This is a genomic window from Brachybacterium alimentarium (genome assembly GCF_002332425.1).
Classification (GTDB): Bacteria; Actinomycetota; Actinomycetes; order Actinomycetales; family Dermabacteraceae; genus Brachybacterium; species Brachybacterium alimentarium.
The window spans coordinates 38,420-49,707 of the sequence record NZ_NRGS01000026.1; the positions used below are offsets into that span (position 1 = coordinate 38,420).

Below are 11,288 nucleotides of genomic sequence, written 5' to 3' on the forward strand. Positions count from 1 at the left end.
AACGGTACGGAGACGGGCGGACAGATCGTGTCCGCCCGGTGAGCAGCAGCCGTCAGAGCTGCGACGGCCCGCTCTGCGCTGGGACAGTCCGCTCTGCGCTGCGGCAGTCCGATCTGCCGTCATTCTCCAGGAATCCGTCGCGCACCGCACCCGACTTACGGAGGAGATCGCGAGGGCGGAGGAGAGCGCTCGCGCTCCGCACCACTCCGGGTGCTACAGCCACGGCCGCGGACGCCGGGCGGCGTAGGCTCCAAGCCCGCCTCAGGCCCAGCCTCAGCCGGCGACGATCCCGGCCACGATCGGCAGCACGACCGTCATGATCAGCGCGTTCATCACCATCGCGGCGCTGGACCAGCCGCCGGCCACCGTGGATTCGGAGAGCACGCGCGAGGTGCCGATGCCGTGCGAGGTGAGGCCGATGGCGAAGCCACGGGCCCGCTCGTCGCGCACCCGGGCGAGGGTCAGCAGAGCCGGGCCGACGACGGCTCCGAGCACCCCGGAGATCAGCGTCAGCACCACCGCGAGCGGCACCGAGGCCCCGAGGATCTCCGCGATCGACAGGCCCACCGGGGAGGTCACCGAGCGCGGCAGGGCGGCGAGCAGCATGTCCTCACCCGCACCGAAGGCGGTCATCGCAGCGACCGTGATCGCCACGCTCACCGCACCGCCGACGGCCAGGGTCGCGAGCACGGCCGGGGCCGAGGAAGCCAGAGCCCGTCCGTTGCGCAGCAGCGGCAGGGCGAGCGCGACGGTGGCGGGGCCGAGCAGGAGGGTCAGCACCGTGACCTGCTCGAGGTACTCGGCATACGGCAGGCCGGTGGCCTGCAGGACGGCGGCGACGATCACCACGGTGACCAGCACCGGGGAGAGCAGGCCGGGCCTGCCCAGTCGCTGGTAGAGCCACAGCGAGAGCAGATAGGCGCTCAGCGTGAGGGCGAGGCCGAAGACGGGGAGGTGGATGAGCGCGCTCATGCGGCCGCTCCCCCGCGCTCCTGCCGACGACGATCCTGCCGGCGCAGCAGCGCCTGCAGGAGCCACCCGGCCACCAGCAGCGTGACCACGAACGAGCCGCCCACGGCGAGCGCGATCGGCAGCGCGTTCTGGGCGAGCGAGCGCAGCTCGAGGATGATGCCGACGCCCGGCGGGACGAACAGCAGCTGCAGATGCGCCAGAAGCGGGGTGGCCGCCGGGTCGGCGACGCGCAGCACGGCCCGCGTGGGCCGCAGGAGTCCGAGCACGACCAGCAGCACGATCCCCAGCACCACTCCGGGGATCGGCAGGCCCAGCAGCGCCGACACGGCCAGGCCCGCCATCTGCGCGAGCAGCAGGACCACGAGGCCGAGCAGCACGGGAGGAAGAGCGGCGGCACGGGACATCTGGGACAGGGTAGCCCGGCGACAGGTCAGCCCGACGGGACCGGCTCATTCCTCGTCGGCCGCCCGGATTCCTCGTTGACCCTCCGGACCTCGTTGACCGCCCGGACGCGACGCCGCACACTGCGTCCATGTCCCTGGACTTCCCGCTGCTCGGCGAGCGCGTGCTGCTGCGTCCCTTCGCGCCGGGCGACGCCCCCGCAGCGCACGGGATCTATGGCGATCCCGAAGTCATGCGGTATGTCGGCGCGGGCGAAGCGGCCACGCCGGACACGACGGAGCAGATGATCGCGGATTACCGCCGTCACCAGCGCGAGCACGGGTTCGCCTTCTGGGCGGTGATCGAGCGCAGCACCGGCCGGCTGATCGGCGACGCCGGTCTGGAGGTCACGAGGTTCGGGACCGAGCTCGGCTACACCCTGGCCCGCGATGCCTGGGGGCGCGGTCTGGCGACGGAGGCGGCGGCGCTGTGCGTGGAGGCCGCGTTCGGGCCGCTGGGGCTCTCCCGCCTGGTGGCGCTGGCCGACGTCGAGAATCCTGCCTCGTCACGGGTGCTGGAGAAGCTCGGCTTCCGTCCCGACGCCGCTCCGGACGAGATCGCCACCGACGTCGGCTCTCCGGATGCCGACGTTCCGGATGCCGACGCGCGCTCCTGGGCGTCGCCGCCCGGCACGGTCATCGTCTACGGGCGTCCTCATCGCCGGTTCGTGCGAGACGGTCCTGCACCAGGCCGACGATGAACGCCACGAGGCCGCCGAGCACGAAGATCACGCCGGTGTTGTGGGAGCTCCAGCCACCGTGCACGAGAGCGAGCACCACCGTTCCGACGAGACCCACCCCGCACAGGATGAGGCCGGTGCGCTGCAGCCGGCGCGGGGTGGAGAGCTGTCCGTCCGCCATGTCGCCCTCCTGTCATCTGCCCTGGCGCCGCACCAGGAGCCGTCCTCACGACGGTAGCTGATAGAGAGGTGGTTCCGATCCGCCCGCGGATCCTCCGCGAGCTGCCGGGCATGCGCGCGATCGCGTCCCGGGCCCTCACTTCTCCAGGAAGATCGGGTTGCCCGGTCCCAGCGGCAGATCGGCGACGAAGAACACCGCGAGGATCACGGTCCACACGATCCAGAACGGGACGACGAAGGGCAGCATGCGCGCCATCAGGGTGCCCAGGCCGGCGCCCGGCTCGTACTTCCGGATCATGCCCAGCAGCACGATCATGTAGGGATTCATCGGCGTGATGATCTGGGTCGCGGAGTCGCCCACGCGGAAGGCGGCCTGGGTGAACGCGGGCTCGTAGCCGATCAGCGCGAACATCGGCACGAACACTGCGCCCATGATCGCCCACATGGCCGAGCCGGAGATGATGAACAGGTTCAGGCAGCTGGCCAGGAGGATGAATCCGAGCACGGCGGGGAAGCCGGTCAGGCCCACGCCCTCGAGCCCGGCCGCACCGGTCACCGCGATCCAGGTGCCGATCCCGGACCAGTTGAACAATGCGATGAAGTTGCCCAGGACGAACGCGAGCACCACGAAGGGCAGCATCTCCTTGAGCGACTCGGTCATCATCTCCACCGCGTCGCGCGTGGAGCGCACGGTCTTCGTCGCGATCCCGTACGCCAGGCCGAGCACCACGAAGTAGGCGACCACGATGAACACGATCGAGCTCAGCAGCGGGGACTCCGGCAGGAAGTCACCGTCCTCGTTGCGCCACGGGGAGTCCGGCAGCAGGAAGGCGACCAGGAAGACCGCGGTGAGCACCGCGGCGCTGAGCACCGCTGCCAGCAGGCCCCTGTTCTCCTCGGGGGTGAGGGCGGCCCGCATGTTCTCGGTGCTCTCGGCACTCTTCTCAGCGCCCTCCACGGCGACCTCGTCGCGGTGAATGCCCTGCCGCGTCAGTCGCGGCTCGAGGACCTTGTCGATGATGAACCCGGCCACGAAGCCCAGCACGATCGACGAGGCGATGTTGAAGAACCAGTTCGAGACCGGATTGACCGCGGTGGTCTCGAAGCCCGGGAGGGCGCCCATGACCGAGGTGGTGATGCCGGCGAACAGGGCGTCCAGCGAGGTCGGGAAGATGTTCGTGGAGTAGCCGGCGCCGGCCGCGGCGAAGCCGCCCAGCAGTCCGGCCACGGGATGGCGGCCGGCGGCCTTGAACACGAGGGCCGCGAGCGGCGGGACCACCACGAAGGCGGTGTCGGCCATGATCGAGGAGATCACGCCCACGAACCCGACCACATAGGGCAGCAGCCAGGCGGGCGAGGTGCCGAAGAGCTTCCGGATGCCGGCGGCGAGCAGACCGGAGTGCTGGGCGATGCCGATCGCCAGCAGGATCGGCAGCACGGTCACCAGCGGCGGGAACCCGATGAAGTTCTCGCCCAGCGTGGTGGTGAGCCAGGTGAGCCCCTCACCGGTGAACAGGCCCTTGATGACGGTGGGGTCCTCGGAGCCGGGCACCGTGACGACCACACCGGCCCAGGCCATCGCGGTGGACACGACGCCGGTGACGGCGAAGAGGACGAGGAAGAGCATGAAGGGCTCGGGCAGCTTGTTGCCCGCCCTCTCCACCCCGTTGAGGATCTTGTCGGTCAGGCCGGTGGTCGGGGAACCGGTCGGTGCTGCGCTCATGGGGGGTCTCCAGTGGATCGTGGACGTGAGCGGGAAAGCGTGGGGCAGATCAGTCGAAGAACGAGGGCACGTCGATCGCGCCGCCAGCCTCCTCGAACTCCGCGGCCATGGCGGTGGCCAGCTGCGGATCATGGAGGGCGTCGAGCACGGTGGCCGCGAGCCCGTAGGCCCCGTCGGACGCCGCCGCGCGAGCATCCTCGGAGACGGCCCAGGTCGCGAACTCGCGGGTGTGCAGGGCCACCTCGGGCGGGGCGATCCGGATCACCGGGTGGATGCCGGGGATCCGATAGCTGACGTTGCCGAAGTCGGTGGAGGCGGCGAGGATCGGCGAGACCACGCCGAACGGGAGCGGATCGCGGCCGCGGCGACGCTGCGCCTGGACCCAGCTCCCCGTGAGCGCCTCGTTGGTGCGCACGGGCAGCGACGGCGGGTGCTGGTCCCAGTTGACGCTCACGCCGACCCCGGCCATGAGGGCAGCGCCACGGGCCACGTCCTCGACGCGGCTCGAGAGGTCCTTGAGGGTCTCGGGGCGCTGCGAGCGCACGTACAGGTCGAGCTTCGCGTAATCCGGCACGACGCTCGCGCGATCGCCGCCCTCGCGGATCACGGCGTGGATGCGGTCCGACGGCGGGGTCTGCTGCCGCATCAGGCCGATCCCCTGATACATGAGGCTCGCGGCGTCCAGCGCGTTGCGGCCCATGAAGGGCTGCGCTGAGGCGTGGGCGGTGTGTCCGTGGAACTCCACGGTGAGCGTCCGACGGCCCAGCCACACCTGGTCGGCCAGGTCATAGCCGTACGGGTGGGCCATCACCGCGGCGTCCAGCCCGTCGAAGGCCCCGTTGCGGGCCATGTACTCCTTGCCGGTATGGCCCTCTTCGGCGGGGGTCCCCAGGAACACGACCCGTCCGGGGACGGCCGACGGGTCTGCCTTCGCGAGCGCGGCCAGCGCCAGGAAGGCCCCCAGGCCCATGACGGCGATGACGTTGTGCCCGCAGCCGTGGCCGACGACGGGCAGCGCGTCGTATTCGGAGAGGATCGCGAGGGTCGGGACGTCGTCCCCGACGCCTGCTCCCGCAGCGCCCGCTCCAGCAGCGTCCGCTCCCACTCCCGCTCCCACGCCCGAGGCATCCGCTCCCACTCCCACTCCCGAGGCATCCGCTCCCGGTCCCGCGGACTCCGCGCCGGCAGCGCCTGCTCCCGCAGCGCCCGGCCCCGCAGGCCGTGTCCCGGACATCCCGGAGATCTCTGCACGGATCGCGGTGTCGAGCCCGTGCACGCCCAGCTGCGCCTCGATGCCGTGAGCGGCGAGGACGTCGACGATGGCGCGCGCGGAGCGGTGCTCCTCGAAGGCGACCTCAGGGTGCTCGGCGAGGTCGAGCATGAGGTCGAGCATCTCGGGGCGATCCGCCTCGACGAGCTCCTCGAGCCGATCGTGCAGGGCGGCGTCGGCCCCGTCGAACGCAGAGCCGGGATGCGAGGCGGTGCGCATCGCGCTCTCCCGCTCGTCGTCGAGCTGGCGGAGAAAGGCAGTCGACACCGTCGACACCTCGGTGGGCTGCGCTTCGGTGCTCTCGGGCTCCGGACGCCGCGCCTCGGTGCGCTCGGGCTCCAGACGCTCCTCGGTGCGCTGGGCCTCCAGACGCGCCTCGGTGCGCTGGGCCTCCGGATGCGGTGACTCGGGGTGGGGAGCCGACGGTGTAGCCATGCGGTCGAGGATAGACACGTCAGGACTCCGCGTGTGGTCGGTCTCACCCCTGCTGAGCGTGCGCCCGTTTCGGTTCGTCGGCGCGATCTCGTATTCGCTGTACCTGGCGCACTGGCCGCTGCTGGTGATCCCGCAGGTCGCCGTGGGGGAGGAGAGAAGAGCCCGCTGCCCCTGTAGGGCGCGCTCCACGCTCCACGGACCCGCCGAGGCCGCGAGCACCCAGGTCCCGGCCACCTGGACCGCGATCCCCTACGACGCGTGGGGCAACCGCAGCGTCGCCCCGATGCGCGTCTGGCTCCCCCTCAAGGCCGACTGCTGCTCCCCCAGCACCTCCCCCTCAAGGCCGACTGCTGCTCCCCCGGCGCCCCCTCAAGGTCAACTGCTGCAAATGTGAGCTGGGGACCTATGCGAGAGGCTCACATAGGTCCCCAGCTCACATTTGGTGACTGCGACGCCGCGGAACGGGCCAGGACGCCGACCGGGCGCGCCCGAGTTCGCCGCGCCGCCGCGCCCGTGTTCGCCGCGCCCCGCGCCCCGCGCCGCCGCTTCGCCGCGCGCGCAGGGTCCGCCTGCGGGATCGGTCTCCCCCGCACCGGGTTCGGCGCGTCCTCGCACCGGCGCGCCGGTCCACGCCCGTCGGCGACGTCGTACCCTCGAATCCCCCACGCGCGTTCCCGCCCCCTCTCGAACAGGCTCCTCCATGTCACAGCTCAGCGATCTGGTCGACCCGTCCGCCATCAGCCTCGACGCCTCGGCGCAGGACTGGCGCGCGGCGATCCGTCTCTCCGGGGACCTGCTGGTCTCCACCGAATCCACCACGAGCTCCTACACCGACGCGATGATCCGCACGGTCGAGGAGCACGGCCCCTACATCGTCATCGCCCCCGGCTTCGCCCTCGCTCACGCCCGGCCCGACGAGTCTGTGCTGCGCACAGCGCTGTCGTTCGTGCGTCTCGCCGAGCCGATCCCCTTCGGGAACGAGGCCAACGACCCGGTCACGCTGGTCATGGCCCTCGCCGCCGCAGACGCCTCCGCTCACCAGTCGGCGCTCGCAGCCCTCGCCGGGGTGCTGGCCGATCCCACGAGCCGCCGCGAGCTCGACACCGCCTCGACACCGGCCGAGGTCCTCGCCGCCCTCGGCGCAGACGACGCCGACGCCGCGGAGGGCGCTGACACGAGCACCGACGCCGACACCGATGCGGGCACCGATGCCGCCACCGATGCGGGCACCGAGTCCGCGACCTCCGAGCCCGACGCGGACGGCACGCGTTCCGCCACCGCCGTCTCCACGCCGGCACCCGCGACCGCGACCGCGACCGCACCCGCACCCGCACCCGCACCATCCGCAGCATCGGCCGACGCGACAGCCGGTCCGTCGGCCCTCGTCGACCCCGACGCGGTTCCCTCGAAGAACCTCCTCCTCACCGTGTGCGGGAACGGACTGGGCACCAGCCTGTTCCTGAAGAACACCGCTGAGCAGGTGCTGGACCGCTGGGGCTGGTCGTCCTATCTCGACATCCAGGCCACCGACACGATCTCCGCCAAGGGCCGGGCCAAGGAGGCGGACGTCATCCTCACCTCCGGCGCCATCGCGGACACCCTGGGCGACGTCGGCGTCCGGGTCGAGGTCATCGAGAACTTCACCTCCCAGGCGGAGATCGACGCCGTGCTGCGTCGCGTGTACGCCGTGTGAGGGTCCCCCTGCCACCGCCGCCCCTCATCACCTCACCCCACGGAGCAAGACCATGAGCGTGCTCGTCTCCATCGCCCAGTTCCTCGTCAACGAGATCCTGAGCGTCCCCGCCTATCTCATCGGCATCATCACCGCGATCGGACTGATCGCCCTGCGCAAGTCCGCCGGGCAGGTGACCGGCGGCGCGCTCAAGGCCGTCCTCGGCTTCCTGCTGATCGGGGCCGGCGCCACCCTCGTCACCGCGTCCCTCGCCCCGTTGGGCGTCATGATCCAGGGCGCTCTCGGCGCGCAGGGCGTGGTCCCCACCAACGAGGCGATCGCCGGCATCGCCCAGGAGGAGTTCGGCGCCCAGGTGGCATGGCTGATGATCCTGGGCTTCATCGTCGCGATCGTGCTGGCCCGCTTCACCCCGCTTCGCTACGTCTTCCTCACCGGCCACCACCTGCTGTTCATGGCCACCCTGATCACCGTGGTGATGGCTTCTGCCGGCATGCCCACCGTGGTCGTGGTGGTCCTCGGCGCGGTGCTGCTGGGCATCCTCATGGTCGCCCTGCCGGCCTTCGCCCAGCCCTGGACCCGCCGCATCACCGGGGACGATTCGATCGCGATCGGGCACTTCGGCACCGCGGGATATATCGCCGCAGGCGCCGTCGGCCGCGTCGTGGACCCCAAGGGCCGCAGCCGCTCCACCGAGGATCTCAAGGTCCCCGAATCCCTCCGATTCCTGCGCGACTCGATGGTCGCCACCGCCCTGTCGATGGTGCTGATGTACCTCGTGGTGGCCGTGGTCTACCTGCTGCGCGCCGGCCAGGGCACGGCCTTCGACGCCTTCGAGGGCGGCGCGACCGACGTCGGCAACTACCTCATGCAGTCCGTGACCCAGGGCCTCCAGTTCGGCATCGCCGTGGCCGTGATCCTCTTCGGCGTGCGCACCATCCTCGGCGAGCTGGTGCCCGCCTTCCAGGGCATCGCCGCCAAGGTGGTCCCCGGCGCGATCCCCGCGCTCGACGCCCCGATCGTCTTCCCGTACGCCCAGAACGCCGTGCTGATCGGCTTCCTCTCGAGCTTCGCCGGCGGACTCGTGGGCCTGCTCGTGCTCGGCGCCTGGCTCGGCCCGGTGCTCGGCCTCGCCCTGATCCTGCCCGGGCTCGTGCCGCACTTCTTCACCGGTGGCGCGGCCGGCGTCTACGGCAATGCCACCGGCGGCCGACGCGGTGCGGTCGCCGGCGGTTTCGTGAACGGTCTGCTGGTCACCTTCCTGCCGGCCCTGCTGCTGAAGGTGCTGGGCTCCTTCGGCTCGGCGAACACCACCTTCGGGGACACCGACTTCGGCTGGTTCGGCATCCTCATCGGCTACTCCGCCCGCACCGGGGTGCTGCCCGGCATCGTGCTGCTCGCGGTGATCGGCGCCGTGATCCTCGGCGCCGCCATCCTCATGCAGCGACGCGTGGTCGACGCAGGCTGGGACCCGGCACCGACCCGCACGGCGGCCGACGCCGGCACCACCGCCGCGGTGAGCGGTGCGCCGACGGGCTCCGGCGAGGCAGGCTCGACCGGTTCTGCCGCGGCTGCCGGAGCAGCGGCGAGCGCCGGATCGTCGTCGGCCGCAGGGTCCAGCCGGTACCCGCGCGTCGCCCCGCCGGCCGGCGCCCCGACTCCCCCGCCGCCGCCCGCGGACTGATGCGGACTGACCACGCCGGCGGGCCCGTCACCGGTGAGGTCGGGCCCGCCGCTGCACCGGTCTTCGTCGGGCGAGTATCATCCGTGCACGATGCATGGCCGCCCACCCCCTCGGCCCCGCACATCGGCCTTCGCACGGGCGCGAGACCCGCTGACCGTGCGCCGTCCCGGCCCAGCGCCGGGAACGCCTGTGCCCTGCATCCCTCTGCCCGACCCCACCCAGCCGCCACTCCTCGGCGCAACCCTCCGGAGGCGACCCCTTGAGCGCACCATCTCCCTCCCCCGCCGCGAAAGCCACGAGCGCTGATCGCGGGGCCTTCTCCGGCCGCACCGCCTTCATCTTCGCGGCGATCGGCTCGGCCGTGGGGCTCGGCAACATCTGGCGCTTCCCCGCCGTGGCGTACGAGAACGGCGGCGGCGCGTTCATCCTGCCGTACCTCGTCGCGCTGCTCACGGCAGGCATCCCCCTGCTCTTCCTCGACTACGCGATCGGCCACCGCTGGCGCGGCTCCGCGCCGACCGCATGGCGTCGCTTCAAGCGCTGGACCGAGTTCATCGGCTGGTGGCAGGTGCTGATCGCCCTGATCATCGCGCTGTACTACGCGCTGATCCTGGCGTGGGCCACGAACTACACGATCTTCTCGCTCGATCAGCGTTGGGGCGACGACCCGGCCGGGTTCTTCGGCGAGTACACCCAGGCCCTCGGCGGCGCCGAGGCGACGATCTCCTTCGACATCGTCCCGGCCGTCCTGGTGTCCATGATCATCGTCTGGCTCGCCGTGATCATCGTGATGGCGCTCGGCGTGCAGAAGGGCATCGCCGCCAGCTCCGTCGTGTTCATCCCGCTGCTGGTGCTGATGTTCGTGATCCTCGTGGCGCGCGCACTGTTCCTGCCCGGTGCCATCGACGGTCTCGAGGCCCTGTTCAAGCCGAACTGGGGAGCGCTCCTGGACCCCAGCGTGTGGATCGCGGCCTACGGCCAGATCTTCTTCTCGCTGTCCGTCGCCTTCGGCATCATGCTCACCTACTCCTCCTACCTGAAGAAGAAGACCGACCTCACCGGCTCCGGTCTGGTGGTCGGCTTCGCCAACTCGAGCTTCGAGATCCTCGCCGGCATCGGCGTGTTCTCCGCACTGGGCTTCATGGCGCAGGCGCAGGGCGTCGCGATCGACGAGGTCGTCACGGACGGTGTGGGGCTCGCCTTCATCGCCTTCCCCGCGATCATCAGTCAGGCGCCCACCGGGGCCGGCACCCTGATCGGCGTGCTGTTCTTCGGCTCCCTGGTGCTGGCCGGCTTCACCTCGCTGATCTCGATCGTCGAGGTGGTCATCGCCGCGATCCAGGACAAGTTCGGCTTCGCCCGCATCGCCGCCACCCTGTGGGTGTGCGTCCCGCTCGCCGTGGTCTCCACCGCGCTGTTCTCGACGACGATGGGACTGCCGCTGCTGGACGTGCTGGACAAGTGGGCCAACGAGTACGGCATCGTCGCGGCCGCCCTGGTCTCCACGATCGTCGTCACCTACGTGGTGCGGGGCCTGCCCACGCTGCGCGATCACCTCAACCACCAGGGCACCTTCAGGATCGGCACCTGGTGGCTGGTGTGCGTCGGAGTGATCGCCCCGCTCGTGCTGGGCGCCTCGCTGGTACTCAGCACGAGGGATCTGCTGATGGACCCGAACACCTACGAGGGCTACCCGGGCTGGTTCGTGTTCGTCTTCGGCTGGCTGATGGCCATCGGACTGGTCGTCATCGCGATCGGCCTGTCGCTGATCCCCTGGCCCGCCGGCTCGAACCTCCACAAGGACGACTCCAACGGCGACCCCATCGCCCCCGAAGCCGTCGCCGGCCGAGGTCTCGTCACCACCCCCGAGGCGGCCACTCCCCACGAGCTGCGCTCCGCCCCGAGATGACCGGCATGCCCCACCCGCGTCGCAACCAGCTCCCGGCCGCGCCCGGGCCTTCGACCGCCCTCTCCACCCCGCTCAGTCAGGAGTGACCATGTCCGTCTCCGCCATCGTCATGATGTCCATCGCGATCCTCGCCGTCTGGGGCGGCCTCGCCGCCGCCGTCGTCAACATCGTCCGCCACCCAGAGAAGAAGGACTGACCTCCTCTCTCCGCCGGTCCGGGGCGCGAGGCGCAGGGCCCGGAGCGCGAAGCGCGAGGCGCGAGGCGCGAGGCGCGAGGGCCCGGGTCGCGGGGCGCGAGGCGCGGGG

The 11,288-nt window shown here is 71.2% G+C and carries 11 protein-coding genes; 6 read left to right on the forward strand and 5 right to left on the reverse strand.

The window, feature by feature from the left end:
* Window positions 1-273 precede the first annotated feature (273 nt).
* Both CIK71_RS14790 and CIK71_RS14795 read right to left on the reverse strand, forming a co-directional pair.
* Window positions 274-972, reverse strand: a complete 699-nt coding sequence (locus CIK71_RS14790; RefSeq protein WP_096166448.1) for an LrgB family protein — start codon at window positions 970-972, stop codon at window positions 274-276.
* Window positions 969-1,376, reverse strand: a complete 408-nt coding sequence (locus CIK71_RS14795) for a CidA/LrgA family protein (RefSeq protein ID WP_096166449.1) — start codon at window positions 1,374-1,376, stop codon at window positions 969-971. The genes CIK71_RS14790 and CIK71_RS14795 overlap by 4 nt, the downstream gene beginning before the upstream one ends.
* Before the next feature lie 128 nt (window positions 1,377-1,504).
* Between CIK71_RS14795 and CIK71_RS14800 the strand changes: the two genes are divergently transcribed.
* Window positions 1,505-2,113, forward strand: a complete 609-nt coding sequence (locus tag CIK71_RS14800) for a GNAT family N-acetyltransferase (protein WP_096166450.1) — start codon at window positions 1,505-1,507, stop codon at window positions 2,111-2,113.
* Here CIK71_RS14800 and CIK71_RS17555 read toward each other — a convergent pair.
* From CIK71_RS17555 to CIK71_RS14810, 3 genes are all read right to left on the reverse strand, one after another.
* Window positions 2,049-2,273 carry a hypothetical protein gene (locus tag CIK71_RS17555; protein ID WP_141393734.1) on the reverse strand — a complete coding sequence of 75 codons (225 nt, stop codon included), beginning with the start codon at window positions 2,271-2,273 and terminating at the stop codon, window positions 2,049-2,051. The genes CIK71_RS14800 and CIK71_RS17555 overlap by 65 nt on opposite strands.
* Before the next feature lie 135 nt (window positions 2,274-2,408).
* On the reverse strand, window positions 2,409-3,995 hold the full coding sequence (locus tag CIK71_RS14805) for an AbgT family transporter (protein ID WP_096166451.1): 1,587 nt from the start codon (window positions 3,993-3,995) through the stop codon (window positions 2,409-2,411).
* Between the two features lie 49 nt (window positions 3,996-4,044).
* Complete coding sequence (locus tag CIK71_RS14810) at window positions 4,045-5,700, reverse strand: amidohydrolase (RefSeq protein ID WP_096166452.1); 1,656 nt, start codon at window positions 5,698-5,700, stop codon at window positions 4,045-4,047.
* Between CIK71_RS14810 and CIK71_RS18255 the strand changes: the two genes are divergently transcribed.
* The 5 genes from CIK71_RS18255 (at window position 5,699) to CIK71_RS14835 (ending at window position 11,179) form a co-directional block, all read left to right on the forward strand.
* Window positions 5,699-6,094, forward strand: a complete 396-nt coding sequence (locus tag CIK71_RS18255; protein WP_420807334.1) for a hypothetical protein — start codon at window positions 5,699-5,701, stop codon at window positions 6,092-6,094. The genes CIK71_RS14810 and CIK71_RS18255 overlap by 2 nt on opposite strands.
* Before the next feature lie 306 nt (window positions 6,095-6,400).
* Window positions 6,401-7,393 (forward strand): PTS sugar transporter subunit IIA, encoded by a 993-nt coding sequence (locus CIK71_RS14820; RefSeq protein WP_096166454.1) that lies wholly within the window; start codon window positions 6,401-6,403, stop codon window positions 7,391-7,393.
* 52 nt (window positions 7,394-7,445) lie between these two features.
* Window positions 7,446-9,074, forward strand: a complete 1,629-nt coding sequence (locus tag CIK71_RS14825; protein WP_096166455.1) for a PTS ascorbate transporter subunit IIC — start codon at window positions 7,446-7,448, stop codon at window positions 9,072-9,074.
* Between the two features lie 259 nt (window positions 9,075-9,333).
* A complete protein-coding gene (locus CIK71_RS14830) occupies window positions 9,334-10,983 on the forward strand; it encodes a sodium-dependent transporter (RefSeq protein WP_096166456.1) in 1,650 nt (549 codons plus the stop codon).
* 88 nt (window positions 10,984-11,071) lie between these two features.
* Entirely contained in the window at window positions 11,072-11,179 is a 108-nt protein-coding gene (locus CIK71_RS14835) for a methionine/alanine import family NSS transporter small subunit (RefSeq protein WP_096166457.1), read from the forward strand.
* The last annotated feature ends 109 nt before the right edge of the window (window positions 11,180-11,288 follow it).

Excerpts from the sequence above, each read along its gene's own strand:
- CIK71_RS14790 (WP_096166448.1), bottom strand. The coding sequence starts at position 972 with ATGAGCGCGCTCATCCACCTCCCCGTCTTCGGCCTCGCCCTCACGCTG.
- CIK71_RS14795 (WP_096166449.1), bottom strand. The coding sequence starts at position 1,376 with ATGTCCCGTGCCGCCGCTCTTCCTCCCGTGCTGCTCGGCCTCGTGGTC.
- CIK71_RS14800 (WP_096166450.1), top strand. The coding sequence starts at position 1,505 with ATGTCCCTGGACTTCCCGCTGCTCGGCGAGCGCGTGCTGCTGCGTCCC.
- CIK71_RS17555 (WP_141393734.1), bottom strand. The coding sequence starts at position 2,273 with ATGGCGGACGGACAGCTCTCCACCCCGCGCCGGCTGCAGCGCACCGGC.
- CIK71_RS14805 (WP_096166451.1), bottom strand. The coding sequence starts at position 3,995 with ATGAGCGCAGCACCGACCGGTTCCCCGACCACCGGCCTGACCGACAAG.
- CIK71_RS18255 (WP_420807334.1), top strand. The coding sequence starts at position 5,699 with ATGCGGTCGAGGATAGACACGTCAGGACTCCGCGTGTGGTCGGTCTCA.
- CIK71_RS14810 (WP_096166452.1), bottom strand. The coding sequence starts at position 5,700 with ATGGCTACACCGTCGGCTCCCCACCCCGAGTCACCGCATCCGGAGGCC.
- CIK71_RS14820 (WP_096166454.1), top strand. The coding sequence starts at position 6,401 with ATGTCACAGCTCAGCGATCTGGTCGACCCGTCCGCCATCAGCCTCGAC.
- CIK71_RS14825 (WP_096166455.1), top strand. The coding sequence starts at position 7,446 with ATGAGCGTGCTCGTCTCCATCGCCCAGTTCCTCGTCAACGAGATCCTG.
- CIK71_RS14835 (WP_096166457.1), top strand. The coding sequence starts at position 11,072 with ATGTCCGTCTCCGCCATCGTCATGATGTCCATCGCGATCCTCGCCGTC.